Genomic DNA, 24,790 nt, shown 5'->3' with positions numbered 1-24,790 from the left:
TCAGTTCCTCCTGGTCTTATAGTTTTCGATTTGCGCCAGGTCTTCATCGCTACGCACCGCAGGGCGGAAGTCGGGATGGTCGGCGCTGATGATGCGTTCGACGGTGTGCAGGCGGCTTTCGAGGCGCCGTGCGGTATCATAGAGTTCGTCGAGCAGCTGTTCATCTTCTCCGGTCAGCGTCTTGGCCTGTTTCCACTTCGTGATGTAGTGGAGAATCAGCCAGGGCAGACCGAGGAAGAGCGTTCCGATGACGATCGGGACGATGATGATTTCTTCCATCGGTCCGGCTCCTTATTTCTTGGCCTGCGCGGCCTTCAGCGCAGCGAGCTCGTCGGCGACCTTGTCGGCGGCCTGCAACTCGGCGATCTCTTCATCGAGCGACTTCTTGTAACCGAGGCTGAGCGCGTCGGCGCGACCTTCGGCTTCGTCGACGCGGCGTTCGAGCACTTCAAAGCGCGAGAAGGCATCTTCGACGCGGTCGCCATTGGTCATTTCGCGCAGCTTGTAGCGATTCTCGGCGCTTTCGAGGCGATTGACGACGCTCGACTGGCGCGCGCGCGCTTCCGACAGCTTCTTTTGCAGCTTGGCGATGTCGGCTTCATAGCCGGTCAGTGCATCGTCGAGGACGGCGATCTCGGCCTTCAGGCGCTCGGCCATGTCGCCGGCCTTCTGCTTTTCGACCAGCGCGGCGGTGGCGAGGTCCTCGCGGTCTTTCGACAGCGCGAGTTCGGCCTTTTCCTTCCAGCTGTCCTGCAAGCTTTCGAGCTTGGCGATGTGGCGGCGCATTTCCTTCTGGTCCGCAATCGTGCGGGCGGCCGAGGCGCGGACTTCGACGAGCGTTTCGTTCATCTCGAAGATGATCTGGCGGATCATCTTTTCCGGGTCTTCGGCGCGGTCGAGCAGGTCGGTGACGTTGGCGGCGATGATGTCGCGGGTTCGTGAAAAAATACCCATTGGGAAACTCCTGTCGAAAATCTTGAGACCTGTGTCTGTTCTTGAAGAAAGGCTGGTGCCGGGGCGGGGCAAGGGGGGAGAGTGCCCCGGCACCAGTGCCGGTCAGGCCAGAGCGCTGACCGCCGGGGTGAAAGCAGCGACCGTCAGCGGGCCGGCCGGGGAACCGGCAAGGCTGGCGGCAATCGCAGGCTGGTCGATCGCACCAACGAAAATCGCCAGTGCTCCCACCGCGCTGAGCGCGAACGTAGCGGCCTGGGCAAACATCGTCTTCATGGGTCAACCTTCCTGTTTTTCGCTGCACCGGAGCGTGATGCGCCGGTTCGATGATTTCTTTGCAGAAGGCGTGCCAATTGGCGAAAGCGGCGGAAAAGCGCGCAACTTCACGCGCAATTCACCCGCCACGCCGATTTAACTTGCCAATCAACGGGAAATTTTGCCAATGATTGGGAATGGAGCGAGAGACGCAGTTCATCGGCCAATCGGCAGCCTTTCAGGACGCGGTCGACCGCGCCAGCCTTGCGGCATCGCTCGACCGCCCGGTGCTGGTCATCGGCGAGCGCGGGACGGGCAAGGAGTTGATCGCCGAGCGGCTTCACCGCCTGTCGATGCGCTGGGACCGGCCCTATGTGATCATGAATTGCGCCGCGATGCCCGAAACGCTGATCGAGAGCGAGCTGTTCGGGCATGAGGCGGGCGCCTTCACCGGCGCGACGCGAACGCGCGCCGGACGCTTCGAGGAAGCCGACGGCGGCACGCTCTTTCTCGACGAGTTGGCAACGATGTCGATGGGCGCGCAGGAGCGCCTGCTCCGCGCGGTCGAATATGGCGAAGTGACACGCGTCGGATCGTCGCGCCCGATCCGCGTCGACGTCCGCATCGTCGCGGCAACGAACGAACATCTGCCCGCATTGGTCGACGACAATCGGTTCCGGGCCGACCTGCTCGACCGGCTGTCGTTCGAGGTCATCACCCTGCCCCCCTTGCGCGCGCGCGAAGGCGATATCGAGGTGCTCGCCACCTATTTCGGCCAGCGCATGGCCGCGGTGCTCGGCTGGGACGAATGGCCCGGATTCGGGCCGCGCGCGCTCGCGGCGATGGAGGGGCACGACTGGCCTGGCAACGTCCGCGAGCTACGCAACGTCATCGAACGCGCGATCTACCGCTGGGCCGACCCCGAAAAGCCGGTCGATGCGCTGAGCTTCGACCCCTTCGCCAGCCCGTGGCAGCCGGTGACGCGCAAGCCCGCCGCGAAGACCGAAGCATCCGGCGCGCCCGCGACCGATCCGGCCCCGGCCCTCGCGCCGCCCTCCGGCCCGGTGAGCGACCTGCGCGCCGCGGTCGACGGATATGAAAAGGCGATCCTCGCCGACACGATGGCGCGGTGCCGTTTCAACCAGAAGGTCGCGGCGGAAGCCCTGGGCCTCAGCTATGACCAGATCCGCCACGCCCTGAAAAAGCACGGGCTGAATCAGTAGGCCCAATCTACCTTCGTCACCCCGGACTTGACCCGGGGCCCATATGGCAGGCGTGGCAGATGCCGGATCAAGTCCGGCATGACGAAAAGCGAGCCTATTGCCCCGGCAACTGTCGGCTCAGCGCCTCGATCACCGCATCCTGCGTCGAAGCAAGGTCAGCCAGCCGGTCGCGCAGCGCATAGATGTCGGGAAGCCCGTCGACCTGTTCGTCGATGCTGCGGTCGAGATAAAGGCGGTCGATGTCGGCGAGCGCGGCGGTGAGCGGCGCGCGCGCCGCGGTCAGGCGCGAGATCGCCTGTTGCGCGACGACCCAGCGTTCGCTGGCGATGGGCGCGCCCGCCGCGGCCGATACGAGCGCGGCGGCGGCCCCGCGTTCGGCGGCAAAGGCCTGCTGGCCGGCGGCGGCGTCCGATTCCCAGCGCGCGAGACGACCGGCGAGATCGGCAGGCAGCGGCCCCGGCGGCGCCACGACGACCGGCGGGGGGGCAATGTCGAACCGCCCCTCGACCGGGCGCTTTGCCAGCGACGGGGCATCGCCCGCCTGCGTGGCCGCGCAGCCCGTCAGCGGCAGCGACGCGGCGGCTATCAACGATAGGAAAAGAAACGCGCGCTTCATCGCCGCCCCTGATATGGGGCGCCAAGCCGTCCAGCAAGCGCCGAATCGGCGCGATCGGCGATATTCGGCACCACGTCGCACTTTTGGACGAAAAGCGCGGAAATATGCGGTTGACAGCGCGGCCTCGGCTCGCTAGTGGCGCTGACTTTCCCGCATGCCGGAAAAATCGCTTAGCTTCGGCGGGTGACTGGTAGCGTGGGTGTTTTAGTTTCTGATTGGATGGAAGACCATGTTCGCAATCGTGCGCACGGGCGGCAAGCAGTATCGCGTCGCCGCTGGAGACAAGATCGCCGTTGAAAAGATCGACGGTGAAGCTGGCGACACCGTGTCGCTGGGCGACATCCTGCTGGCCGGTGACGGCGGCGAAGTGAAGAGCGCCGACGGCCTCGTCGTTTCGGCCGAAATCATCGCCCAGACGCGCGGCGAAAAGGTCATCGTGTTCAAGAAGCGTCGTCGGCACAATTACCGCCGCCGCAACGGCCATCGCCAGTCGCTGACGCTGCTGCGCATCCTGGCTGTCGGCGATGCCAAGAAGGCCGCGCCGAAGAAGGAAGCCGCTCCGAAGGCCGAAGCTGCTCCGGCTGCTGAAGCCAAGGCTGCACCGGCCGAGAAGAAGGAAGCTGCACCGAAGAAGGCTGCTGCTCCGAAGACCGAAGCTGCTGCCGAAGCGCCCGCCAAGAAGCCCGCTGCCAAGAAGGCAGCCCCCAAGAAGGACGCCTGAGCGCGGCAACGCGGCTCGGCCTCTCGAACGAACGAATTAAGGAGCATCAGTCATGGCACATAAGAAAGCAGGCGGTTCTTCGCGCAACGGTCGCGACTCAGCCGGCCGCCGCCTTGGCGTAAAGAAGTTCGGCGGTCAGGAAGTGATCGGCGGCAACATTATCGTGCGTCAGCGCGGCACCAAGGTTTACCCGGGTGTCAACGTCGGCATGGGCAAGGACCACACGCTGTTCGCAACCGCCGAAGGCCATGTCCGATTCCACGATGGCAAGCTTGGCCGCAAATATGTGTCGGTCGACGCCATGGCGGAAGCCGCCGAATAAGGACGATCTTCCAGGGTCGTCCACCAAGGGATGACCCGGAACTGTCCTTTCCGCCAATCACGCGGAAACAAGGTTCAAAAAGAGGGAGACGGGTCACCCCGGACTCCCTTTTTTCTTGCCCGATCTCCGCGCCATAGCGGAGGATTTTCGATAAAACGGGCGCGAAAACAGGGCCATCCATCTCCCTCCACATCGAATGTCGTCAAAGCGTCACCATCTGGCGCCAAGGCGACAGGCAATTGGGAGTTAGAAAAGATGTTCGCGCGTACCGAAAGACTGTTGCTGCGGCCCGGCTGGATCGAGGACGCCCCCGCGCTCGCGCGCGCCATCGGCGAGGAAGCCGTGGTCCGCAACCTCGCGACCGCCCCATGGCCCTATGGCGAGGAACAGGCGCAGGCGTTTCTGAGCCAGCCGATCGACCCCGACCAGCCGCGGTTCCTGATCTTTGCCCGCACCGGCGGCGCGCCGCGCCTTGTCGGCGGCTGCGGCATTTCGCCAAGCCCCGAAGACGGCCTGGAAATGGGCTATTGGATCGCGCGGCCCTATTGGGGACTCGGTTTTGCGACCGAAGCCGGGCGCCAGCTCCTCCATATCGCGCGCGCGATGAACCTGCCGAAGCTGTCGGCGGGCCACTTTCTCGACAATCCGGCGTCGGGCGCGGTGCTGCGCAAGCTGGGCTTCCGGCCGACAGGCAAGGTCGCCCAGCGTTACAGCCTCGCGCGCGGCGGCGAAGCGGCGTGTGCGCTGTTCGAGGAAGGCGACGTCGCCTTGGATGGCACCGTCACCCCGATGCGAAGCCGCATCGGGGTGGACGAGGATTTCCGCGAGGAATTGCGCCTGATGGCGGCGTGAACGGCAGCGCGGCGATGCCTAGCCGCGCATCTTGTTCACCATGCCCATGATGTCGTCGAGCGGATTGCCGTCGCCGTCCATGTCGAGCATTTTGCCGAGGCCGCCCAAACCGCCTCCAAGCCCGCCAGCCGAGGGCGCGGCGCCCCCGCCCATCGCACCGCCAAGGACATTGCCGAGCATACCGCCCAGACCGCCCGAGCTCTCGCCGCCCGCTCCGCCCTGTTTTGCCATATAGCCCGCAACCATCATCGCGAGGATCGGCAGCATCTGCTTGAGCAATCCCGAATCGAGCCCGGTCTGCGCCGCCGCCTGTCCGGCAACGGTGCGGCTGACGTCCTTTGACCCGAAGATCTGGCCGAGCACGTCATTGCCCTGTTCGACCGGAGTCGGTGCCGACCCCAGCACTGCGTCGAGCAGTCCGCCGCCGCCAAGCTGGCCGAGCAGCCCGCCCAGACCCTCGATTCCGCCGCCTTGCGCCTGTTTCTTGAAACCGCCGAGGATCGCAGGGAGCAGCGCGTCGGCACCCTGTTTTGCCATCGCGGGCGGAATGTCCAGTTCCTTCGCCATCGATTCGATGCCGCCGGCCTGCGCCAATATGTCGGTCAGGTTCATCTTGCATTCTCCCGCTCTGGCGCCGATCGGTCCGCGCCCAGGCCGCCAGTATAGCAGCGGCGCAGCGAACGGCGAGACGTTCATTCGGCTGTCATTTTCAACGGCATAGTCCTAGCCTGCGGTTCCTCGACTCGGCTTTTTCAGCCGGACCGCGAGATAGTGGGAGTGAAATCATGGGCATTTTCAGCAGCATCAAGGATGCGATCTTCGGCAAGAAGGCCGAAGCCGCCGAACCCGCCGCCCCGGCGGCCCCCAGCCCGATCGGCTCCGCGCTCGACGCCGCGACCCAGGCGATGGCGACCGCCGCCGCCGCCCCGGTCGACGTCGAAGCGATCCTGACCGCCGAGGCGGCGAAGACCGACCAGGACCTCAACTGGCGGACCTCGATCGTCGACCTGATGAAGCTGCTCGGTCTCGATTCGAGCCTTGCGAATCGCAAGGAGCTGGCGACCGAACTTGGCTATACCGGCGAACTCGACGGCAGCGCCGAAATGAACATCTGGCTGCACAAGGCGGTGATGCGCGAACTCGCCGCGAACGGCGGCAAGGTGCCCGCCGACCTGACCGACTGATAGACAGTCGATAATTTTCGACGGGGGTCGGGCAGGCGAACGCTTTCCCGGCCCCTTTTCGTTGACCGGCGCGCCCGCCCGCCTAGACAGGTTGCAACAGAAACAAGTCGCAGGGAGCTGCCGCGTGTCCAATCCGCTTTTCACCCCCCTCAACCGCCGCCAGACGCTCGCCGCGCTGGGCGCGGGCTCCGCCGGCCTTGCCATCGCCGGTCCCGCCGCGGCTTTGCAGGCCGCCCCGAAGACCGACGCGCAGCAATTGCTCGACTCGGTGGCCGACAATCTGCTCGCGCAGTCGCCCGAAGGGGCGACCTCGCTCGGCATCGACACCGGCGCGCGCGCGGCGATGCGCGGACAGCTCGGCGACCGTTCGGCGGCGGGAGTCCAGGCGCTCGCCGGCACGCTGAAGGCCGACGTCGCGCGCATCCGCGCCTTTGACAAGGGCGGGCTCGACCATGCGACGCGCACCAGCCTGGCGGTGGTCGAAAGTGCCTATGACGTCGCGCTCGCGGGTTTCGCCCTCCCCTATGGCGACGTCGCGGTCGGCGGGTGGCGCAATACGCCCTATGTCGTGATCCAGAATGTCGGCGCCTATCTCGACATTCCGAAATTCCTCGACAGCGATCATCCGGTAAAAAGCGCGGCCGATGCCGAATCCTATCTGGCGCGCCTCAACGCCTTTCCCGGCGTGCTCGACGGCGAGACCGAGCGGTTGAAGGCCGCGAGCGGCGAAGGATTGATCGCCCCCGCCTTCCTGATCGACAAGGCGGTGAAGCAGATGGAGGCGACGATCGCCGATGCGAAGGCGGGCCGGTCGATGGTCGAAAGCCTTGTCCGCCGCACCGGCGCGAGCAACATTGCGGGCGATTGGAACGCGCGCTCGGCCAAGATCGTGCAGGGGCCGGTCGCCGCCGCGCTCGAACGCCAGATCGCCGAACTGAAGGCGCAGCGGCCGAAGGCGACGATGGACCCCGGCATGTGGGCGCGGCCGGGCGGCGACGAATGGTATGCGTGGGGGCTCCGCGCTTCGACGACGACCCGCATGACCCCCGACGAGATCCACGCGATGGGCCGCGACGAACTTGCCGCGCTGCACGGGCAAATGGACCCGATCCTGAAGAAACTGGGCTATACGCAGGGCAGCGTCGGCGCCCGGATGAATGCGCTCGCCAAAGATCCGCGCTATCAATTCCCCGACAATGACGCCGGGCGCGCCGAGATCGTCGCCTATATCCAGACCTGGCTCGGCAAGATCCGCGCCGAGCTGCCGCGCGCCTTCCGCACGCTGGTGAAGGGCAATGTCGAGGTGAAACGGCTGCCGCTCGCCGAGGAACCCGGTGCACCCGCGGCTTATGGCGGCGCGGGGTCGATCGACGGCAGCATCCCGGGGCGCTTCTGGATCAACCTGCGCACGACCGAATTGCACAGCAAATATTCGCTGCCCGATCTGACGATGCACGAAGCGATCCCCGGCCATGCCTGGCAGGGCGAATATGCCCACGCGATGCCGTTGATCCGCACGATGCTCGCGTTCAACGCCTATTCGGAAGGATGGGCGCTCTACGCCGAACAGCTCGCCGACGAACTTGGCCTTTATGATGATTTCGAGGTCGGGCGCCTCGGCTATCTTCAGTCGCTCGCATTTCGCGCCTGCCGCCTTGTCGTCGACACCGGCCTTCACGCCAAGCGCTGGACGCGCGAGCAGGGTGTCGCGTTTTTCGTCGAGGAGAATGGCTCCAACCCGCTCGAGGTCGCCAGCGAGGTCGATCGCTATTGCAGCTGGGCCGGCCAGGCGTGCGGATACAAGGTCGGGCACAGCGAAATCGTCCGCCAGCGCGGGCTGGCGCAAAAGGCGATCGGCGCGAAATATGACCTGCGCGATTTCAACGACGTCGTCGTCAAGGGCGGCAACGTCCCGCTCGACGTGCTCGCACAGAATGTCGCCGAATATGTCGCGGGGGCAAAGGGCTGATGTAGCGGGCCTCGGCAAACCGGACATCGTGCGGGATTGATCTGGCGGAGAGAACCCGCCAGAAAAAACTCTTCGATGTCGAAGGGAAAATACCGCGATGCTTCCATTCTTGCAGACGGCGTTGCTGATGTTGACGACCACGGCCGCCGCGCCCGCCGGTTGCCCCGGTTCGGCGACCGAGGCCGATGCGTTGCTGAAACGGGCCGCCGACGCCGCCAATCTGACCGAGATGCAGCGCATGATCGGTCACTACACGCCCGTGGCGATCGAACGACTGGGTGTCGTTTCCGAAAAAGTATATCGGCAGCAGAGCGGGCTGCCGACGAAACATTTGTGGCAGGTCAATTTTCACCTCGACGGTGCAGTCGCCGACTATCAGACGCCGTTCCTCGCGGCGCATCCGGCGCGCACGCGTTTCAAGGTCGATTGCAGCGAGGCGCGCTGTTCCTGGCGCCCCGCCGATGGCAACGACCTGAACGACGACCGCATCGACAGGCTGACGCCGCCGGGCGGCCTTTACATGGCGAACGTCTATCCGTCGAAGGATGCACCGGGGCAAGTGGTGCTCGGCTGCTCCTACCGCGGCCCCTGAACCGCGGGCAGCGGCGCGAGATCGGGTTCGACGAAGCCGCGCCGCGCCGGCACCGAGAATAGCAGATCGCGGCTGTAGAAGCGCAGCGGCCAGTCGCGGCGGCCGACGTCGGACAGCAGCATCGCGTTGACGCGTCCCGCCAGCCCGCTTTCTTCGGTTTCCGACAGGAACAGCCGCACGCCCGCAACATAGGCGCGGGTGATGCTGTCATGGTAGCCGCCATGGTCGTCGTTCACGCCGCCGACGCTTTCGTTGAAGCGGCGGATGATCCGGCCAATCTCGGCGTCGATATCAACGTCGGGCCGCTCGGTCAGCAGCCACAGGCAGGCGCCGAGATGCGCCTCGTGCGTCCAGGCTTCGCGCGGCAGGGAGCAGGCGAGCAGGCCCTCGCCGAGCGCGCGGATGTCGTCGTCGCACTCAAACAGGCGCGGTTTATGATCGGTGGTCATCGGTCCGGTCCTTCCGGGTGATTGAGCACCCGGAAGTTTCCGGGTCAATTATGCTGCGACGGCCGCCTGCGGTGCGGCCTGGCGGACGCCTTCGTCGACATGGTCGGCAAATTGCGCGAAATTGTCGATGAATTGGCCGACCAGCACTTGCGCGGTGCGGTCATAGGCCGCCTTGTCGGCCCAGGCTTCGCGCGGGTCGAGCAAGGCCGTGTCGACGCCCGGCACCGCCACCGGAACCATGAAGCCGAAATTCGGGTCCTTGCGGAATTCGACGTCGTTCAGGCTGCCGTCGAGCGCGGCGCCCAGCAGCGCGCGCGTGGCCTTGATCGGCATGCGCTTGATGCCCTCCATCGTCGCCATGCCGCCGGTCCAGCCGGTGTTGACGAGCCAGCACTGAACGCCGCCTTTCGCAATGCGTTCTTTCAGGAGGTTGCCGTAAACCGACGGGTGGCGCGGCATGAAGGGCGCGCCGAAGCAGGTCGAGAAGGTCGCCTCCGGCTCAGTCACGCCAATTTCGGTGCCCGCGACACGCGCGGTATAGCCCGACAGGAAGTGATACATGGCCTGTTCGGGGGTCAGCTTCGCGATCGGAGGAAGAACCCCGTAAGCATCGGCGGTCAGCATGATGATATTCTGCGGCACCGGACCCATATTCTGTTCCGACGTGTTCGGAATGAAATCGATCGGATAGGAACCACGGCTGTTTTCGGCGAGGCTCGCGTCGTCGAAATCGAGTTCGCGCGTCACCGGGTCGATCACGACATTTTCGAGCACCGTGCCGAAACGCTTCGTCGTCGCGAAAATCTCAGGCTCGGCCTCGGGCGACAGACGGATCATCTTGGCGTAGCAGCCGCCCTCGAAATTGAAGACCGCGGTGTCAGACCAGCCATGTTCGTCGTCGCCGATCAACGTGCGCGAGGCGTCGGCCGACAAGGTCGTCTTGCCGGTGCCCGACAGGCCGAAGAAGACCGCGGTGTCGCCATTCGGTCCCATGTTCGCCGAACAGTGCATCGGCATGACGCCCTTTACGGGCAGCAGATAGTTGAGGATGCCGAACACCGACTTCTTCATCTCGCCGGCATAGGCGGTGCCTCCGATCAGCACGAGCTTCTCGGTAAAATTCACCGCGACGACGGTTTCGGTGCGCGAGCCGTGCCGGGCCGGATCGGCGCGAAAGCTGGGCAGGTCGATGATCGTATATTCGGCGTCGAAGCCAGCAAGCTCCGCGGCCGTCGGGCGGCAGAGCAAGGTGCGGATGAACTGGCTATGCCACGCAAATTCGGTGATCACCTGCACCCCGACGCGGTGCTCGGGCTGCGAACCGCCGAACAGCTGCTGACGGAACAGGCGCGGGCGTTCGGCCAGATGCGCAAGGAAATCGGCCTTCAGCGCCGCGAAATGATCCGGCGTCATCGGGACATTGGTCTTGCCCCACCAGATCGTGTCCGCGGTTTCGGCGTCCTGGACGATGAACTTGTCCTTCGCGCTGCGCCCCGTGTGTTTGCCGGTTTCGACGACCAGCGGGCCATCCTTTGCCAGCACACCTTCATGGTGGCGGACGGCATCCTCGACGAGCTGTGCGGTGCCCCAGTTTTCGGCGACATCCGCCTTCGTCTCAACGGTGCTCGTTCCGATCACAACCTTGGTCATTTGCTTCGCCTCTCCTGTCCGGCGGCGTCGTTGCATACCTATGCAATATTCAGCGCGCTAATGGGCTGGCCCGCATTTGCATGGGTGCCGACGTGTCCGCCGATTCCGAAATCCCGGCCGCGTTAGCTCGCTTGGCGGGGGAGGTCAAAAGATTAAAGCGCGGCCGCGCCGCATCTGCGACGAACTCGGCCTGCGGTACCAGGGACATTGCGGCGCGGTTGTCGCTGGGCATCGGATAGGCTAATCGCTCGGTCACGCCCGCCAATGGAAAGAGCATGACGGCAACCATCGCGCTGGTCGACGACGACCGCAACATCCTGCAATCGCTGTCGATTGCGCTGCAAGCCGAAGGCTTTGTGACGCGAGTCTATTCGGACGGCGAAGCCGCGCTGAAACCGTTGATCGACAATCCGCCCGACCTGGCCGTCTTCGACGTCAAGATGCCGCGCATGGACGGGCTCGAATTGCTGCGCCGACTCCGCGAAAAAAGCCAGCTTCCCGTCATCTTCCTGACCAGCAAGGATGACGAGATCGACGAGGCGCTCGGGCTCGCGATGGGCGCCGACGATTATATCGCCAAACCCTTTTCACAGCGTTTGGTAATTGCGCGCATCCGCGCCATCCTGCGCCGCGTCGAATTGAACCGCAGTTCGCCCGACGGCGACGACGAGCCGGTTGCCGATCCGATCACGCGCGGGCGGCTGCAAATGGACCCGGCGCGTCACAAGGTCAGTTGGGACGGCAAGGACGTGACGCTGACGGTCACCGAATTCCTGATCCTCGAAACGCTGGCGAGCCGTCCCGGCATCGTGCGCAGCCGCAACCAGTTGATGGACGCCGCCTATCAGGACGATGTCTATATCGACGACCGCACGATCGACAGCCACATCAAGCGCCTGCGCCGCAAGTTCCGCGAAGTCGACCCGGACTTCGACGCGATCGCAACCCTTTATGGCGCGGGGTATCGCTTTGCCGACGACAGCTGACGCCCAGCAGCGCGACGGATTGAAACCCGACGCCAGCGTTGCCGAACAGGAAGAATCGCCGCTCGTCTGGTCGGCGCGCTGGTCGCTGACCACGCGCATCCTTGCGGTGAACATCCTCGCTGTCGCGTTGCTGGCCGGCGGTTTCTATTATCTCGACACCTATCGCAGCCGCCTCGTCGATACACGCATCGAGGTGATGAAAGATCAGCTCGCGATGCTCGACAGCGCGCTCGAAGCCGCACGACCCGACCAGCGCGCCGGTCTGATCGACGAATTTGCCGCTGCGACCGAATCACGGCTGCGCTTTTATGCCGCCGACGGACGGCTCATTTCCGACAGTTTCGCGAACGGACCCGCGACCTACACGCTGCGCGATCCCAACCTGCAACCGTGGAAGCGCGACGCGGCGCGCGCGATGGACCGTGGTATCGACTGGATCGTCGGCGCGCCGACCTATCCCGATTTCCAAGAACCCGCGGTCGACACGGCGCAGTCGTGGCCCGAAGTCGTCGAGGCGCAGACGAGCGGCCTCGCGGCGAGCCAGTTCCGCTACGCCCCCGAACGCACCCCCTTGCTCAGCGCGGCGCGCGTCGTCGAGTTCGAGGAACCGCAAACGGTGCTGATGACGCTCAACGCGCGCGACATCACACGCACGGTGCGCGCCGAACGGTTCCGGATCGCGATTGTCGTCGCCATGGTGCTGATGACGTCGGTCCTGCTTTCGCTTTTCCTTGCGCGCACAATCGTCCGCCCGCTCCGCCGCCTTGCCCGCGCCGCGGTGCGCGTTCGGCTCGGCCGTGCGCGCGAAGTCGTTGTCCCGCGCCTGCCCAGCCGCCGCGACGAGATCGGCACGCTCGCTCGCGCGCTGTCCGACATGACGCAGGCGCTGCGCGAACGGATCGACGCGGGCGAACATTTCGCCGCCGACGTGACGCACGAGCTGAAAAACCCGATCGCCTCGGTCCGTTCGGCGATCGAGGGGCTGGGGCGCGTCAAGAGCGACGAACAGCGCGCGCAGCTGCTCCGCATAGCCGACGAGGATGTCCGGCGGCTCGACCGCCTGGTCAGCGACATCAGCGAGGCAAGCCGCGTTGACGCCCAATTGTCGCGCACGCTGTTTGAACCGATCGACGTCGGCATGATGATCGAATCGATGCTGGCATCGCGTGCGGCGCGGGTCGATGCGGGCACCCCTCACCCACGGCTCGCCTTTGCCCGGCCGCGCAAGGGCACGACGGTGGTGATGGGCGACGGCCACCGGCTCGAACGCGCGATCGACAATATCATCGACAATGCCATCAGCTTCTCCCCCGAAACCGGCCTCGTCTGCATCTCTGCGACACGCCTTGGCGACGAGGTGCATGTGAAGGTCGACGACGACGGTCCGGGCATCGAGCCTGCACAGCGCGACGCAATTTTCCGCCGTTTTCACAGCGAACGCCCGGCCGGCGAGGCCTTCGGTCGCCACAGCGGCCTGGGGCTCGCGATCGCGCGGACGATCGTCGAGGGCCATAGCGGGACGATCAGCGCCAAGGATCGCGACGACGGCAAGCCGGGGGCGAGCCTGCTGATCACCCTGCCGGCGCGCGAAGGCGGAGCCGAAGCGGGCTGACGCACTCGCCCTATCGCCTTGCCGCATCGCTTCGTCGCCGGTAAGCCTTGCGCCATGCTTCCGAGCCGGACCAGAACCGAAATCGTCAATATCCACGCCAGCTGCGTCGCGGCGGGCAATGGCGGCGTGCTGATCCTCGGCAATTCGGGACAGGGCAAGTCGGACCTGGCGCTGCGGCTGATCGACCGTGGCGCGCGGCTGGTCGCCGACGATCGCTGCGACATCTGGTTCGAGCGCGAGCGCCTGTGGTGCCAGCCGCCCGAGGCGCTGGCCGGCAAGCTGGAAGTGCGCGGCATCGGCATTATCGAGCGGCCATGGACCGCGCGCGTGCCGCTGGCGCTCGCGGTGCGGTTGACCGACCGCTACGACCGGATGCCGGCGGTCAACCAGGTCGAAAGGGTCGCAGGGCACCCGCTGCCCGCGCTGTTGTTGTCGGCGTTCGAGGCGTCGGCGCCGATCAAGATCATGCTCGCGCTCGAACGGCTGGCGCCCGGCGCATGACGGCTTCCTCCTCTCCGGCGGCCGAACCGCGGTTGTTGCTGGTCACCGGCCTGTCGGGGGCAGGCAAGTCGACGGTGCTCAAGGTGCTCGAGGATCTGGGGTGGGAGGTTGTCGACAATCTCCCGCTCGCGCTGCTCGACGCGCTGATCGGCGCTCCGGTCAAGCGCAGCGAGGCGAATCGCCCGATCGCCGTCGGAATCGACAGCCGCAGCCGCGGGTTCCGTCCCGCGCTGCTGGTCAAGCGGATCAAGGAATTGCGCCACGAGGGCACGCACGACGTCGAAACGCTGTTCCTCGACTGCGCCGGCGCCGAGCTGGAGCGCCGCTTTTCGGAGACGCGGCGGCGCCATCCAATGGCAGAGGACCGCCCCGCCGCCGACGGCATCGCGCGCGAACGCGAAGTGATGGAGCCGCTGCGCCGCTGGGCCGAACATGTCGTCGACACGACCAATTACAGCAGCAACGACCTGCAACAGGAGGTGCGCCAGCGGTTCGGCGACGCCGGCGAGGGCGAGCCGGTGCTGAACATATTGAGCTTCGGCTTCGCGCGCGGGTTGCCGCGCAACGCCGATCTGGTGTTCGACATGCGTTACCTGCGCAACCCGCATTGGGACCCGAAGCTCAAGCCCGGCACCGGACTCGACGCCGACGTCGCCGCCTATGTGAAGGCCGACCCCGCCTATGAGGACAGCGTCGCGCAGATCGAGCGGCTGATCCTGACCCTGCTGCCGCGTTACCGGGCGGAGGGCAAAAGCTATGTCACCATCGCCTTTGGCTGCACCGGCGGCCGGCATCGGTCGGTCCATGTTGCCGCGCGTGTTGCCCAGACGCTACGCGAGGCGGGTCACGAACCGACCGTGACCCACCGCAATCTTGACTCTGCCCCGCAAGATGGGCTTGAGGGCAAGCCCCCGTCCGCGTCTCCCGCACCCGGCGGCAAAACATAAGGGTCGACGACTGCATGCCGAACGATAAGGCTTTGCCGCTTCTGGGAATGGTCCTGGTGACTCACGGTCGTCTTGCCGAGGAAATGGTGCGTGCGATGGAGCATGTCGTCGGTCCCCAACGGGCGATTGCGACCGTGTGCATCGGCCCCAACGACAATATGGAGATGCGGCGCAAGGAAATCGCCGACGCGATTCGCGAGGTCGACGAGGGCCGCGGCGTCGTCATGCTGACCGACCTGTTCGGCGGCACGCCGTCGAACCTCGCGATCAGCCTGCTCGAATCGGGGCGCACCGAGGTGATCGCCGGGGTCAACCTGCCCATGCTGATCCGCCTCGAAAGCGCCCGCAAGACGATGGAACTTCGCGCCGCGGTGATTGCGGCGAAGGAAGCCGGCCAGAAATATATTTCGGTCGCATCGGAAATGCTGGGAGTGGGACCATGAGCGAAATTTCCGAAACCGTCGAAATTACCAATCAGCGCGGGCTGCACGCGCGGGCGAGCGCCAAATTCGTCACCTTTGTCAGCCGCCTGCCCGAAAGTGTGTCGGTCGAGGTCGAAAAGGGCGGATCGCGCGTCAACGGCACGTCGATCATGGGATTGATGATGCTGGGGGCCGCCAAGGGCGATTCGATCACGATCCACACCCGCGGCGACGGCGCCGATGCGGCGCTGCTGAAGCTGGTCGGGCTGGTCAAGGACAGCTTCGGCGAGGATTGACGGCATGCGCCGGTCCACCATCGAGAGTCTGTCGAACCCGCTGATCAAGCGGATGCGGCTGCTGCGCGAGAAGCGTCACCGCCGCGCCGAAGGCCTGTTCCTTGCCGAAGGGCTGCGCATCGCGACCGAAGCGCGCGAGGCTGGCATCCTCCCGCAGTGGCTGTTCCTTGGCCCCGAAGGTGACGCGCATCCGCTCGCCGCCGCGCTGGTCGCCGACACGCTGGCGGCGGGCGGCGAGGTTATCGACACCACTGCCGCGATCCTTTCCAAATTGTCGGGCAAGGACAATCCCCAGACCGTTGTCGGCATCTATGCCGAACCCGAAACGTCGCTTGCGGATCTTGACCGCGATGCCGCGCCGATCTGGCTCGTCGCCGAACGGCTGCGCGATCCCGGCAATCTGGGCACGATGTTGCGCACCGGCGACGCGGTCGGCGCCGGCGGGCTGATCCTGCTCGACGAATCGACCGACCCCTATGCGGTTGAGGCGGTGCGCGCGAGCATGGGGGCGATCTTCACGCAAAAGCTGGTGGTCGCGCGCTGGGAGGAATTTCTGCCGTGGCTGCGGCAAGGAGCAGGCCAGCTTGTCGCGACCTGGCTCGGCGACGATACCGAGGATTATCAGGCGGTGCGCTATGCCGCGCCGACCTTCATCCTCACCGGCAATGAATCGCAGGGGATGCCGCCCGAATATGCCGCTGCGGCCGACGTTCGCGTCAAAATGCCAATGATGGGCAAGGCCGACAGCCTCAACGCCGCGGTCGCAACCGCGGTGATGGCATATGAGGTGCTGAACCAGCGGCGGGGCTGAACCGGGGGCGGCATTTCGGTTCAGCCTCCCGCCAACATCATGCTACTATCGCGTCCTCTCTTCCCGTTCGCATCGAGCGAAGCCGAGATGCCTCTCGACCTTGCGCAATGTCGGCGGGTGTCTCGACTTCGCTCGACACGAACGGAGTAAAGGAGCTTGTGATGATCCGATATTTGCCCCTGCTCGCCCTCGCCGCCTGCGCGCCCGCGACCGAATCGCCGCCGCAGAGCCCCGGCGCACCGCCCGCCGCCTATATGGCACTCGGCACCGAGCCCGGCTGGACGCTCGAGATCACCCCGTCGCGGCTCAGCTATGACGGTGATTATGGCGAGACGAAGATCATGGTCCCCAACCCCGGCGCGCGCGCCGTCACGAATGGCGAACATTATGTCACCGACCGGCTGAAGGTCGAAATCGCGCGCGGCGAATGCAGCGACGGAATGAGCGACCGGCGCTATGCCGACACGGTCACGGTGGTCGCCGACGGCAAGACGGTGAAAGGGTGCGGCGGCAAGATCCTGCCCCCCGCCGACATCGCCGGGACGAGCTGGACCTTCGTGTCGATCGGCGGCAAGCCCGTCGCCCCCGACCGGCCGACATCCTTGCAGTTCGATGGCGTGCGGCTCAGCGGCAGCGCCGGGTGCAACCGTTTTTCAGGAAGCTATTCGGTGGCCGACGGCACGCTCGCCGCAGGGCCGCTGGTGGCGACCAAGATGGCATGCCCCGGCGCCGGAATGGCTCAGGAGAGTGCCTTTTTCGTGCTCATGCGCGGGCCGGTGAGCCTGAGCTTCCCGACCGACGGGACGTTGATCCTGACGGGGAGCGAGGGGCAGACCGCGGTGCTGAAGCGAGTGATCTGAGGCGATCAGCGTTCGCGCGCGTCGGTTCGTATCCGTTCGCAAGCGCGGGCCTATTCGCCCGCGTCATTCACCGCTGCCGGGGCGGACGCCAGCTTCGCCAGCGGCCGCGCGGCCTGTTCGGCGATGGGCAGCGCCGGAATTTCCTTGTCACCCGTCTCGATGTCGAGTGCCTCGAAGCGTTTTGCCTGCGTCAGCACCTGCGATTCAAAGCTGCCGACAAACGCATTATAAGCGCCCGTCGCCTGATCGAGGTTGCGGCCGACCTTGGCGATGTGCGAGCCCATCACCGACATGCGCGCGTAAAGCTCCTTGCCGAGCGCCGCGATCTCGCGCGCCTGGTTGGCGAGTTTTTCCTGCCGCCACACCGCCGCGACAGTGCGCGCGATCGCGATGAGGTTGGTCGGGGTCGCGAGCAGCACCTTGCGCTCGAACGCATAGTCCCACAGCCCCGCATCCTGATCGAGCGCGGCGGCGAGGAAATGTTCGCCCGGAACGAACATCACCACAAAGTCGGGCGTGTCGTCGAACTGGTTCCAATAGGCCTTGGCGCCGAGCGTGTTCACATGCGCCTTCATCGCCGCGGCGTGCGCGACGAGATGCGCCGCCTTCTCGCGCTCCTCGACCGCGCCGAACGCATCCTGATAGGCGTTCAAGGACACTTTGGCGTCGATCACCAGATTCTGTCCGCCGGGAACGCGCACGACGACGTCGGGGCGCAGCCGTCCGCCATCGCCGTCGTTCACGCTGACCTCGGTCTGGAAATCGGCATGTTCGGAGAGGCCGCAGCTTTCGAGCACGTTGCGCAATTGCTGTTCACCCCAGCGACCGCGCGCCTTGGGGGCGTTGCGCAACGCGTTGACCAGTTTCGCGGCCTCGCTCGACACGCGTTCGGTGCCTTCGCGCATCGCCGCGATCTGGCCGTGGAGCAGGCCAAAGGCATCGCGCCGCTCGGCCTCCACCTTCGCAACGGCCGCCTCATATTTCTCCAGCCGGTCGTGGACCGGGTGGAGCAACGCCTTCAAATTCTGCCCCGCGGTCGCCTCGCTTTCCTTGAAGCGCGCCTCGGCGCGATCGAGGAACGCCTTTTGCGCCTCCCCCAGCATCACCTGTCCGACCTCGCGGAACTGCGCGGTGAGCGCCGCCTGCGCGTCCTTCAGCTGCGCGATCTGTGCGTCATGCGCCTCGTCGCGCGCCCTTTGCTCGCTGAGCAAGGCGGCAAGCTGGATATCGGCCGCCTTGCGCGCCTCGGCCTCGGAGGCAAGATCGGTGACCGCCGTCTTGAACCGCTCCGACAGCCCGTCGCGTTCGGCCTTGAGCGCTCCCGATTGGCGGCCGGCGAAAAGCCAGCCGATCAGGCCGCCGATGGCGAGGGCAACAAGGGCGACGACGAGCGAGCTTCCATCCATGGCGGGAACATAGGACGAACAACGTCTGCCTGGCTAGTCGGTAAATCGATCAGAGAAGGTAGATGACGATATAGCGCAGGATCAGCACGGCGAGGATCGCGATATTCCACCGCCGGTCCTTCACCCACATCGCCGCGGCCATCAGCACGACGAGCACCGCGGTCATGATCCACGCGACGGGCCGCGCCAGCGCCGCGGCCAGTTCAGGCTGCGACACATAAAAACCAAGCTGCGCGCCGAGCAGCACCAGCAACAGGCCGAGCACGACCCGCCGGACCCGGAAATAATGAATATCGAGGTTCGCAAAACCCTCGGGATGCGAAGGAAAGACCAGCCGCGCGGCAAGGAAATAGATGCTCGCAAAGGCCGCGACCCCGAGCAGGGCCGCGCTCGACACCGCGATGTCGCCGCGCGCCACCCATGCCGCGCTCCAGAAAGAAAGCAGGTCGAGCATCACGAAAATCGCGAGCAAGGGGGTCAGCCAGCCGATCGCAAAGGCCTCGCGGCTTTCCTCCGCGGCAAAACGCGTCTCGATCGCGCGGCCGAGGCCGCCGAGCAGCTCGACCATCGAAAGGCCGAGGAGCAGGCTGTAGAGCGCAAAGACAAACTCGAAATCGTCCATCTACGCCATGTCCCACGATGCGGGCAGGATCGCGCGATACGCATCGACCCCCGGCGCGCCGCCGACGGTCATGCCCTGTGTCAGCAGCCAGTAATGCCGCACGATCTCGGCCTGTTGTTCGAGCCCGTAGCGTTCGAGCGGCCAGCCGGGTCTGAGGCTGTAGCTGTAGGTCGCGAACGGGTGGCGCATCAGCACCAGATACCAGCGGCCGCGCGTCTGCGCCTGCCACACATGCGTCATTTCATGGATGAACAGGCCTTGCAATCGCTGCGACGCGGCGCCGAAGTCGTCGCAATAAAGATCGCCATGCGGATTGAAATGCAGGCTGCCCATCGGCGCCATCACGATGTGCCGTGGCTGGAAGAAAATCCATTTGTGATGGTTCACCCGCACATGGTCATAGGCGATCGCGCCCCCGAACACCGTCCGGGCGAGCGCGATTTCGCCGCTCGTCAATGGTCGCGACGGACGCGGCACCGATGCCTACTTCTTGGCCGCGTCCGGCGTCGCCTTTTCGGTGCCGTGATCCATCGCGCCATGGTCCATCGCCCCCGCGGCGCCTTCCGCTGGCTTGATGACCATGTCGAACAGGATGCGTTCATTATTGTTGTTGGTGAAGACGAACGCCATCGGCAGCTTGCCCGCGCGCACCGCGGCGCCGTTGATGCCCCAGATCATCAGATGCTTGCCGCCCTGCTTGAACACCAGTTCGCCCTTCGCGGGCACATCGGCGCGGAGCAACGGCTTCATCGTTACGACGCCGTTTTCCTTGACGCTTTCATGCATTTCGACGCGCTGAGCGAGGTCGGCGGTCACCGCAACGAGTTCGACCGGCTGCGGCCCGCCCTCCACGCGGAAATAGCCGACCGCCGGACGGTCCGCCGTCGCGCCCATGACGATATGCCCGCTGACCACATTGAGCGATTGTCCCTTGCCCAGATTTTCTCCGCAGCCTGTCAGGCTGAGCGCGGTGGCGGCAAGAGCGGCTAGAGCGAAGGGTTTCATTTTGGGAGGACTCCGTAAAAGCGCGTCATTTCCCCTCCCCGATAAGCGTTCAAAGCTCTTGTGCCAAGGATTAGCACACCTATATCGCCCCCATGAGAACCATGGACGGCGTGCCTTTTCAGGGCGCCGAAGAAGCAACAAGGACGAGTGAGTAATGGCAAAAGTGATCGGGATCGACCTCGGCACCACGAACAGCTGTGTCGCGGTGATGGAAGGCGGAAAACCCAAGGTTATCGAAAATGTCGAAGGCACGCGCACGACCCCGTCGATCGTCGCCTTTGCCAAGGACGGCGAGCGCCTGATCGGCCAGCCGGCCAAGCGCCAGGCGGTCACCAACCCGGAAAACACCGTGTTCGCGGTGAAGCGCCTGATCGGCCGCCGCTTCGACGATCCGATCACCAAGAAAGACACCGAGCTGGTTCCCTATACCATCGTCAAGGGCAGCAACGGCGACGCGTGGGTCAAGGCCGGCAACGAAGATTATTCGCCGTCGCAGATTTCGGCTTTCATCCTGCAAAAGATGAAGGAAACCGCCGAAGCCTATCTGGGCGAAAAGGTCGAGCAGGCGGTCATCACCGTTCCCGCTTACTTCAACGACGCCCAGCGCCAGGCGACCAAGGACGCCGGCAAGATCGCGGGCCTCGAAGTGCTGCGCATCATCAACGAGCCGACCGCCGCGGCGCTCGCCTATGGCCTCGACAAGACCGAGAACAAGACGATCGCGGTCTATGACCTTGGCGGCGGCACCTTCGACATCTCGATCCTCGAGGTTGGCGACGGCGTGTTCGAGGTGAAGTCGACCAACGGCGACACCTTCCTCGGCGGCGAGGATTTCGACTCGAAGATCGTCGAATATCTGGCCGACGGTTTCAAGAAGGACGAAGGCATCGACCTGCGCGGCGACAAGCTGGCATTGCAGCGCCTGAAGGAAGCCGCCGAAAAGGCGAAGATCGAACTGTCGTCGGCCGCGACGACCGAGGTCAACCTACCCTTCATCACCGCCGACGCCAACGGGCCGAAGCATTTGGTCAAGACGATCACCCGCGCCGACCTTGAAAAGCTGGTCGAAGAGCTCGTCAAGCGCACGCTCGAACCGTGCAAGAAGGCGATCAAGGACGCCGGCATTTCGGCGAGCGACATCGACGAAGTCGTGCTGGTCGGCGGCATGACGCGCATGCCGCGCGTCCGCGAAGTCGTGAAGGATTTCTTTGGCAAGGAACCGCACACCGGCGTGAACCCCGACGAAGTCGTCGCGATCGGCGCCGCGATCCAGGCGGGCGTCCTTCAGGGCGACGTCAAGGATGTGCTGCTGCTCGACGTTACTCCGCTGTCGCTGGGTATCGAGACGCTGGGCGGCATCATGACCAAGATGATCGACCGCAACACGACGATCCCAACCAAGAAGTCGCAGGTCTACTCCACGGCCGACGATAATCAGTCGGCGGTGACGATCCGCGTGTTCCAGGGCGAGCGCGAAATGGCGCAGGACAACAAGATCCTCGGCCAGTTCGACCTCGTCGGCATCCCGCCCGCCCCGCGCGGCGTGCCGCAGATCGAGGTGACCTTTGACATCGACGCCAACGGCATCGTGTCGGTCCACGCCAAGGACAAGGGCACCGGCAAGGAACAGCAGATCAAGATCCAGGCCTCGGGCGGCCTCAGCGATGCCGACATCGATCAGATGGTCAAGGACGCCGAGCAGTTCGCCGAAGAGGATAAGGCGCGCCGCGAGGCGGCCGAGGCGAAGAACAACGCCGAAAGCCTGATCCATTCGACCGAAAGCCAGCTCCGCGAGCATGGCGACAAGGTCGACGCGGGCCTGAAGGCGGAGATCGAGGCGGCGGTGGCCGAAGCCAAGACCGCGGTCGAAGGCGGCGATGCCGCCGCGATGACCGAAAAGGCCGGGGCACTCGCGCAGGTCGCGATGAAGCTGGGCCAGGCGATCTACGAGAAGGAGCAGCAGTCGGCCGCATCCCCCGGCGCCGACGATGATGCCGGTGCGGCGAAGAGCGACGAAGATGTCGTCGACGCCGAATTCTCCGAAGTCGAAGACGACAAGAAGTAAGAATGATCTTCAACCGTCATGCCAGCGGAAGCTGGCATCGCTCTCGGCAAGGCACCGCCAGTCCGATAGCGACCCCAGCTTCCGCTGGGGTGACGGGTGAAGAAGGGGCCTTTTGACCTATGTCACTCGACATCGATTATTACGAACTGCTGGAAGTCGAGCGCACCGCCGACGATGCCGCGCTGAAAGCGAGCTACCGCAAGCTCGCGATGAAATATCACCCCGACAAGAATCCGGGATGCGACGATAGCGAAGCGCGTTTCAAGGCGATCAGCGAGGCCTATGACTGCCTGAAAGATCCCCAGAAACGCGCCGCTTACGACCGCTTCGGCAAGGCCGGCGTCAATGGCGGCGCGGGCGGTTTCGGCGGCGGCAATGGCGGCGATTTCGGCGACATTGGCGATATTTTCGAATCGATCTTTGGATCGGCGTTCGGCGGCGGTCGCCAGCAGCGCGGTCCCGCACGCGGCGCCGACCTGCGTTACGACATGGAAATCCGGCTCGAGGACGCCTTCACCGGCGTGACCCGCGAGATTCAAGTCGACGTCGCGGCGCGCTGCGACACATGCGACGGATCGGGCGCGAAGCCCGGCACCTCGACCCACCGCTGCACGACCTGTGCCGGGCACGGCAAGGTGCGGGCGCAGCAGGGTTTTTTCATGGTCGAGCGCACTTGCCCGACCTGCCAGGGTGCGGGCGAGGTCATCGCCGATCCGTGCAACAGCTGCCATGGCGAGGGCCGCATCGACCGGCGCAAGACGCTGACCGTCAACATCCCCGCGGGGGTCGACGAAGGCACGCGCATCCGCCTGTCGGGCGAGGGCGAAAGCGGCGCGCGCGGCGCGGCGCCGGGCGACCTTTACATCTTCCTGCACATGGCACGCCACAAGCTGTTCGAGCGCGAGGGCACAACATTGTTCACGCGCGCACCAATCAGCTTCACGACCGCCGCACTCGGCGGCGAGATCGCCATCCCCGGGCTCGACGGCCAGAAGCACGACATTTCGATTCCTGCGGGCATCCAGTCGGGCAAGCAATTGCGCCAGCGCGGCGCGGGTATGCCGGTGTTGAACGGCCGCGGACATGGCGACCTGGTCGTCCAGATCGACGTCGAGACGCCGACCAAGCTCACAGCGCGGCAGAAGGAATTGCTCTGCGAGTTTCGCGAGACCGAGACGGGCGACGAATGTCCGGCGAGCCAAGGCTTTTTCGGGCGGATCAAGGATATGTGGGACGATCTGACGGATTGATCCGTCGACAGCGTCGACATCCGAACATCGTCATTTCCGCGAAAGCGGGAACCCAGGGACGGAGTAAGCGGACGCACGCACTGGGTCCGCGCTTTCCGCGCTTTCGCGGGGATGACGAAGGGGGTTAACCGATCTCCCCGCGCAGCTCGGCGATCAGCGCGGCCACCTTCGGCAGCCGCTCTTCCTCCTCATCCAGTATCGCATGAAACGCACGGCGCTTGAGCGCCTTCAGTTCCTCCGCCGACAATCCCTTTTCGCTCCCCACGCTCGACGCCACGATGTCGATCAGCCGGTCGGCGCCGTGGAGGCGTCCCCACAGATAGTCATTTTCGCGGTAGGCGCGGCTGAAAAAGGCGCCGAAGCTGTTGAACTCCACTCCCTTGAGCATCGCCGCGGCGCCGCCGCTGCGGATCGCGGTCGCGTCGGACGGCGAGATGCGGTCGATCTTGATCGGGTCGAATTCGTCGAAGCCCTCCCCCTGCAACAGCGGCAGCGTCGCAATGTCGTAAAAAGGATAGCCGAGGTAGGCGAGCAACAGCGTGCGCCGATCGTCCTTGGGCATCGCCGACAGCCCCGCGGCGATCAGCGCATCGGCTTCGCTATCGACAGCGCGCAGGTCGCGCCGCGCCGCGATCGCGTCGATCCAGTCGCCGGGTCCGGCGTCGGCGGGCAAGTCGAGGTCGGCAAGCCAGCTGTCGCCCTGTCGGTCGAGATAAAGGCCAAGCGCGGTGAAGATCGCCTCGCGCATGTCTTCGCACAGCGGGTCGCGTCCTTCGCGCGTCGCCTCGACCGCGGTATCGAGTTCGCGCGCAAGGAAGCGCAGGCGCCGGATGCGAAAGCCAAGATCATGGGTGCGGAAAAAGGCAATCGCATCGCTGCTCGCCCCCGCTCCGCGCTTGCCAGAAATCCGGTCGAGCCCGCGCGCGCGCGCTTCGTCCCACAATGCGAGCCGCCGGTTCGCCTGATGCACCGCGCCTTCGGGGGGCAACAGGCGGTCGACCAGGCCCGCCATTTCCTCGATCACCGCCGACAGCTTCAGATGCCCATAAGGCGCATAAGCGAAGCCCGCGCGCGCCGACGCCTGATCCTGCGCCTTGGCACGCCATTTTTCGAGCCGCGCCACTGTCGGCGTGTCGAGGAAGAAGGTGGTGCCGAACAGCGCAGCGACCTGTTCCTCGACCTCCACCTTCATCGCGTCGACGATATGCTGCATCCGGCGGATG

Annotated in this window: 30 protein-coding genes; 18 read left to right on the top strand and 12 right to left on the bottom strand. The window is 65.2% G+C overall.

Features of this window, described 5'->3' with window-relative positions; genetic code table 11:
* Positions 1 to 279: an envelope stress response membrane protein PspB gene (gene pspB / locus A3E77_RS02560; RefSeq protein ID WP_293643336.1), complete on the bottom strand. Its 279-nt coding sequence runs from the start codon at positions 277 to 279 to the stop codon at positions 1 to 3.
* Positions 280 to 291: 12 nt separating this feature from the next.
* The gene (gene pspA / locus A3E77_RS02555; protein WP_293643335.1) at positions 292 to 954 is read right to left on the bottom strand and encodes a phage shock protein PspA; all 663 of its coding nucleotides are present in this window, start codon (positions 952 to 954) and stop codon (positions 292 to 294) included.
* A 31-nt stretch (positions 955 to 985) separates the two neighbouring features.
* Between pspA and A3E77_RS02550 the strand changes: the two genes are divergently transcribed.
* Together A3E77_RS02550 and pspF are read left to right on the top strand one after the other, a co-directional pair.
* Positions 986 to 1,366, top strand: coding sequence for a hypothetical protein (locus tag A3E77_RS02550; protein WP_293643334.1), 381 nt, complete (start codon positions 986 to 988; stop codon positions 1,364 to 1,366).
* Between the two features lie 37 nt (positions 1,367 to 1,403).
* On the top strand, positions 1,404 to 2,429 hold the full coding sequence (gene pspF, locus A3E77_RS02545) for a phage shock protein operon transcriptional activator (protein ID WP_293643333.1): 1,026 nt from the start codon (positions 1,404 to 1,406) through the stop codon (positions 2,427 to 2,429).
* 94 nt (positions 2,430 to 2,523) lie between these two features.
* On the opposite strand, the gene A3E77_RS02540 is transcribed toward pspF, so the two are convergent.
* A complete protein-coding gene (locus A3E77_RS02540) occupies positions 2,524 to 3,045 on the bottom strand; it encodes a hypothetical protein (RefSeq protein ID WP_293643332.1) in 522 nt (173 codons plus the stop codon).
* A 229-nt stretch (positions 3,046 to 3,274) separates the two neighbouring features.
* On the opposite strand from A3E77_RS02540, the gene rplU reads away from it, so the two are divergent.
* The 3 genes from rplU to A3E77_RS02525 all read left to right on the top strand — a co-directional run bounded on the left by rplU (position 3,275) and on the right by A3E77_RS02525 (position 4,940).
* On the top strand, positions 3,275 to 3,766 hold the full coding sequence (rplU, locus tag A3E77_RS02535) for a 50S ribosomal protein L21 (RefSeq protein WP_293643331.1): 492 nt from the start codon (positions 3,275 to 3,277) through the stop codon (positions 3,764 to 3,766).
* A gap of 52 nt (positions 3,767 to 3,818) precedes the next feature.
* Positions 3,819 to 4,088 (top strand): 50S ribosomal protein L27, encoded by a 270-nt coding sequence (gene rpmA, locus A3E77_RS02530; protein WP_039577112.1) that lies wholly within the window; start codon positions 3,819 to 3,821, stop codon positions 4,086 to 4,088.
* A 255-nt stretch (positions 4,089 to 4,343) separates the two neighbouring features.
* Positions 4,344 to 4,940, top strand: a complete 597-nt coding sequence (locus tag A3E77_RS02525; RefSeq protein ID WP_293643330.1) for a GNAT family N-acetyltransferase — start codon at positions 4,344 to 4,346, stop codon at positions 4,938 to 4,940.
* 18 nt (positions 4,941 to 4,958) lie between these two features.
* Here the strand turns inward: A3E77_RS02525 and A3E77_RS02520 are convergent, their stop codons facing one another.
* On the bottom strand, positions 4,959 to 5,552 hold the full coding sequence (locus A3E77_RS02520) for a DUF937 domain-containing protein (protein WP_293643329.1): 594 nt from the start codon (positions 5,550 to 5,552) through the stop codon (positions 4,959 to 4,961).
* 173 nt (positions 5,553 to 5,725) lie between these two features.
* Here A3E77_RS02520 and A3E77_RS02515 point away from each other — a divergent pair, with 173 nt between their 5' ends.
* From A3E77_RS02515 to A3E77_RS02505, 3 genes are all read left to right on the top strand, one after another.
* Positions 5,726 to 6,124, top strand: a complete 399-nt coding sequence (locus tag A3E77_RS02515; protein ID WP_293643328.1) for a DUF3597 domain-containing protein — start codon at positions 5,726 to 5,728, stop codon at positions 6,122 to 6,124.
* 124 nt (positions 6,125 to 6,248) lie between these two features.
* Complete coding sequence (locus A3E77_RS02510; RefSeq protein ID WP_293643327.1) at positions 6,249 to 8,093, top strand: DUF885 domain-containing protein; 1,845 nt, start codon at positions 6,249 to 6,251, stop codon at positions 8,091 to 8,093.
* A gap of 97 nt (positions 8,094 to 8,190) precedes the next feature.
* A complete protein-coding gene (locus A3E77_RS02505) occupies positions 8,191 to 8,685 on the top strand; it encodes a hypothetical protein (RefSeq protein WP_293643326.1) in 495 nt (164 codons plus the stop codon).
* On the opposite strand, the gene A3E77_RS02500 is transcribed toward A3E77_RS02505, so the two are convergent.
* The 3 genes from A3E77_RS02500 to A3E77_RS02490 are packed head-to-tail and all read right to left on the bottom strand — an operon-like array spanning position 8,670 to position 11,073.
* Positions 8,670 to 9,134 carry a hypothetical protein gene (locus A3E77_RS02500; protein WP_293643325.1) on the bottom strand — a complete coding sequence of 155 codons (465 nt, stop codon included), beginning with the start codon at positions 9,132 to 9,134 and terminating at the stop codon, positions 8,670 to 8,672. The genes A3E77_RS02505 and A3E77_RS02500 overlap by 16 nt on opposite strands.
* 48 nt (positions 9,135 to 9,182) lie before the next feature.
* On the bottom strand, positions 9,183 to 10,784 hold the full coding sequence (locus A3E77_RS02495) for a phosphoenolpyruvate carboxykinase (protein WP_293643324.1): 1,602 nt from the start codon (positions 10,782 to 10,784) through the stop codon (positions 9,183 to 9,185).
* Between the two features lie 49 nt (positions 10,785 to 10,833).
* On the bottom strand, positions 10,834 to 11,073 hold the full coding sequence (locus A3E77_RS02490) for a hypothetical protein (RefSeq protein ID WP_293643323.1): 240 nt from the start codon (positions 11,071 to 11,073) through the stop codon (positions 10,834 to 10,836).
* Between A3E77_RS02490 and A3E77_RS02485 the strand changes: the two genes are divergently transcribed.
* From A3E77_RS02485 to A3E77_RS02450, 8 genes are all read left to right on the top strand, one after another.
* A complete protein-coding gene (locus tag A3E77_RS02485) occupies positions 11,060 to 11,770 on the top strand; it encodes a response regulator transcription factor (protein ID WP_293643322.1) in 711 nt (236 codons plus the stop codon). The genes A3E77_RS02490 and A3E77_RS02485 overlap by 14 nt on opposite strands.
* Positions 11,736 to 13,382 carry a sensor histidine kinase gene (locus A3E77_RS02480; RefSeq protein ID WP_293643321.1) on the top strand — a complete coding sequence of 549 codons (1,647 nt, stop codon included), beginning with the start codon at positions 11,736 to 11,738 and terminating at the stop codon, positions 13,380 to 13,382. Before A3E77_RS02485 ends, A3E77_RS02480 begins: the two co-directional genes overlap by 35 nt.
* Before the next feature lie 54 nt (positions 13,383 to 13,436).
* Positions 13,437 to 13,883, top strand: coding sequence for an HPr kinase/phosphorylase (locus A3E77_RS02475; protein ID WP_293643320.1), 447 nt, complete (start codon positions 13,437 to 13,439; stop codon positions 13,881 to 13,883).
* Positions 13,880 to 14,830: an RNase adapter RapZ gene (rapZ, locus tag A3E77_RS02470; RefSeq protein WP_293643319.1), complete on the top strand. Its 951-nt coding sequence runs from the start codon at positions 13,880 to 13,882 to the stop codon at positions 14,828 to 14,830. Before A3E77_RS02475 ends, rapZ begins: the two co-directional genes overlap by 4 nt.
* A gap of 47 nt (positions 14,831 to 14,877) precedes the next feature.
* Complete coding sequence (locus A3E77_RS02465) at positions 14,878 to 15,273, top strand: PTS sugar transporter subunit IIA (protein ID WP_293643346.1); 396 nt, start codon at positions 14,878 to 14,880, stop codon at positions 15,271 to 15,273.
* Positions 15,270 to 15,548, top strand: coding sequence for an HPr family phosphocarrier protein (locus A3E77_RS02460; protein ID WP_179493804.1), 279 nt, complete (start codon positions 15,270 to 15,272; stop codon positions 15,546 to 15,548). Before A3E77_RS02465 ends, A3E77_RS02460 begins: the two co-directional genes overlap by 4 nt.
* A gap of 4 nt (positions 15,549 to 15,552) precedes the next feature.
* Positions 15,553 to 16,359: a TrmH family RNA methyltransferase gene (locus A3E77_RS02455; RefSeq protein ID WP_293643318.1), complete on the top strand. Its 807-nt coding sequence runs from the start codon at positions 15,553 to 15,555 to the stop codon at positions 16,357 to 16,359.
* Positions 16,360 to 16,520: 161 nt separating this feature from the next.
* Positions 16,521 to 17,219 carry an META domain-containing protein gene (locus tag A3E77_RS02450; protein ID WP_293643317.1) on the top strand — a complete coding sequence of 233 codons (699 nt, stop codon included), beginning with the start codon at positions 16,521 to 16,523 and terminating at the stop codon, positions 17,217 to 17,219.
* A gap of 50 nt (positions 17,220 to 17,269) precedes the next feature.
* On the opposite strand, the gene A3E77_RS02445 is transcribed toward A3E77_RS02450, so the two are convergent.
* Genes A3E77_RS02445 through A3E77_RS02430 form a run of 4 tightly spaced genes read right to left on the bottom strand, consistent with a single transcriptional unit; the run spans position 17,270 to position 20,252 of the window.
* Positions 17,270 to 18,625: a DNA recombination protein RmuC gene (locus A3E77_RS02445; protein ID WP_293643316.1), complete on the bottom strand. Its 1,356-nt coding sequence runs from the start codon at positions 18,623 to 18,625 to the stop codon at positions 17,270 to 17,272.
* A 49-nt stretch (positions 18,626 to 18,674) separates the two neighbouring features.
* Complete coding sequence (locus A3E77_RS02440) at positions 18,675 to 19,247, bottom strand: hypothetical protein (protein ID WP_293643315.1); 573 nt, start codon at positions 19,245 to 19,247, stop codon at positions 18,675 to 18,677.
* A complete protein-coding gene (locus A3E77_RS02435; RefSeq protein ID WP_293643314.1) occupies positions 19,248 to 19,724 on the bottom strand; it encodes a vgr related protein in 477 nt (158 codons plus the stop codon).
* A 6-nt stretch (positions 19,725 to 19,730) separates the two neighbouring features.
* Positions 19,731 to 20,252 (bottom strand): copper chaperone PCu(A)C, encoded by a 522-nt coding sequence (locus A3E77_RS02430; protein WP_293643313.1) that lies wholly within the window; start codon positions 20,250 to 20,252, stop codon positions 19,731 to 19,733.
* A gap of 154 nt (positions 20,253 to 20,406) precedes the next feature.
* Between A3E77_RS02430 and dnaK the strand changes: the two genes are divergently transcribed.
* Positions 20,407 to 22,317 (top strand): molecular chaperone DnaK, encoded by a 1,911-nt coding sequence (gene dnaK / locus A3E77_RS02425; protein WP_293643312.1) that lies wholly within the window; start codon positions 20,407 to 20,409, stop codon positions 22,315 to 22,317.
* A 119-nt stretch (positions 22,318 to 22,436) separates the two neighbouring features.
* Complete coding sequence (dnaJ, locus tag A3E77_RS02420; protein WP_293643311.1) at positions 22,437 to 23,567, top strand: molecular chaperone DnaJ; 1,131 nt, start codon at positions 22,437 to 22,439, stop codon at positions 23,565 to 23,567.
* A gap of 124 nt (positions 23,568 to 23,691) precedes the next feature.
* Here the strand turns inward: dnaJ and A3E77_RS02415 are convergent.
* On the bottom strand, positions 23,692 to 24,790 hold a 1,099-nt coding region (locus tag A3E77_RS02415; RefSeq protein WP_293643310.1), incomplete at its 5' end, for a DUF3376 domain-containing protein.

Source organism: Sphingopyxis sp. RIFCSPHIGHO2_12_FULL_65_19 (assembly GCF_001830555.1).
GTDB lineage: Bacteria > Pseudomonadota > Alphaproteobacteria > Sphingomonadales > Sphingomonadaceae > Sphingopyxis.
Note: the sequence above shows the minus strand (reverse complement) of the source record. Positions and strands in the feature narration are given on the sequence as shown.

What these genes read in the sequence shown, in the direction of transcription:
- pspB (WP_293643336.1), bottom strand. Translation starts at nt 279, where the DNA reads ATGGAAGAAATCATCATCGTCCCGATCGTCATCGGAACGCTCTTCCTC.
- pspA (WP_293643335.1), bottom strand. Translation starts at nt 954, where the DNA reads ATGGGTATTTTTTCACGAACCCGCGACATCATCGCCGCCAACGTCACC.
- pspF (WP_293643333.1), top strand. Translation starts at nt 1,404, where the DNA reads ATGGAGCGAGAGACGCAGTTCATCGGCCAATCGGCAGCCTTTCAGGAC.
- A3E77_RS02540 (WP_293643332.1), bottom strand. Translation starts at nt 3,045, where the DNA reads ATGAAGCGCGCGTTTCTTTTCCTATCGTTGATAGCCGCCGCGTCGCTG.
- rplU (WP_293643331.1), top strand. Translation starts at nt 3,275, where the DNA reads ATGTTCGCAATCGTGCGCACGGGCGGCAAGCAGTATCGCGTCGCCGCT.
- rpmA (WP_039577112.1), top strand. Translation starts at nt 3,819, where the DNA reads ATGGCACATAAGAAAGCAGGCGGTTCTTCGCGCAACGGTCGCGACTCA.
- A3E77_RS02525 (WP_293643330.1), top strand. Translation starts at nt 4,344, where the DNA reads ATGTTCGCGCGTACCGAAAGACTGTTGCTGCGGCCCGGCTGGATCGAG.
- A3E77_RS02520 (WP_293643329.1), bottom strand. Translation starts at nt 5,552, where the DNA reads ATGAACCTGACCGACATATTGGCGCAGGCCGGCGGCATCGAATCGATG.
- A3E77_RS02515 (WP_293643328.1), top strand. Translation starts at nt 5,726, where the DNA reads ATGGGCATTTTCAGCAGCATCAAGGATGCGATCTTCGGCAAGAAGGCC.
- A3E77_RS02505 (WP_293643326.1), top strand. Translation starts at nt 8,191, where the DNA reads ATGCTTCCATTCTTGCAGACGGCGTTGCTGATGTTGACGACCACGGCC.
- A3E77_RS02500 (WP_293643325.1), bottom strand. Translation starts at nt 9,134, where the DNA reads ATGACCACCGATCATAAACCGCGCCTGTTTGAGTGCGACGACGACATC.
- A3E77_RS02495 (WP_293643324.1), bottom strand. Translation starts at nt 10,784, where the DNA reads ATGACCAAGGTTGTGATCGGAACGAGCACCGTTGAGACGAAGGCGGAT.
- A3E77_RS02485 (WP_293643322.1), top strand. Translation starts at nt 11,060, where the DNA reads ATGACGGCAACCATCGCGCTGGTCGACGACGACCGCAACATCCTGCAA.
- A3E77_RS02490 (WP_293643323.1), bottom strand. Translation starts at nt 11,073, where the DNA reads ATGGTTGCCGTCATGCTCTTTCCATTGGCGGGCGTGACCGAGCGATTA.
- A3E77_RS02480 (WP_293643321.1), top strand. Translation starts at nt 11,736, where the DNA reads ATGGCGCGGGGTATCGCTTTGCCGACGACAGCTGACGCCCAGCAGCGC.
- A3E77_RS02475 (WP_293643320.1), top strand. Translation starts at nt 13,437, where the DNA reads ATGCTTCCGAGCCGGACCAGAACCGAAATCGTCAATATCCACGCCAGC.
- rapZ (WP_293643319.1), top strand. Translation starts at nt 13,880, where the DNA reads ATGACGGCTTCCTCCTCTCCGGCGGCCGAACCGCGGTTGTTGCTGGTC.
- A3E77_RS02465 (WP_293643346.1), top strand. Translation starts at nt 14,878, where the DNA reads ATGGTCCTGGTGACTCACGGTCGTCTTGCCGAGGAAATGGTGCGTGCG.
- A3E77_RS02460 (WP_179493804.1), top strand. Translation starts at nt 15,270, where the DNA reads ATGAGCGAAATTTCCGAAACCGTCGAAATTACCAATCAGCGCGGGCTG.
- A3E77_RS02455 (WP_293643318.1), top strand. Translation starts at nt 15,553, where the DNA reads ATGCGCCGGTCCACCATCGAGAGTCTGTCGAACCCGCTGATCAAGCGG.
- A3E77_RS02450 (WP_293643317.1), top strand. Translation starts at nt 16,521, where the DNA reads ATGATCCGATATTTGCCCCTGCTCGCCCTCGCCGCCTGCGCGCCCGCG.
- A3E77_RS02445 (WP_293643316.1), bottom strand. Translation starts at nt 18,625, where the DNA reads ATGGATGGAAGCTCGCTCGTCGTCGCCCTTGTTGCCCTCGCCATCGGC.
- A3E77_RS02440 (WP_293643315.1), bottom strand. Translation starts at nt 19,247, where the DNA reads ATGGACGATTTCGAGTTTGTCTTTGCGCTCTACAGCCTGCTCCTCGGC.
- A3E77_RS02430 (WP_293643313.1), bottom strand. Translation starts at nt 20,252, where the DNA reads ATGAAACCCTTCGCTCTAGCCGCTCTTGCCGCCACCGCGCTCAGCCTG.
- dnaK (WP_293643312.1), top strand. Translation starts at nt 20,407, where the DNA reads ATGGCAAAAGTGATCGGGATCGACCTCGGCACCACGAACAGCTGTGTC.
- dnaJ (WP_293643311.1), top strand. Translation starts at nt 22,437, where the DNA reads ATGTCACTCGACATCGATTATTACGAACTGCTGGAAGTCGAGCGCACC.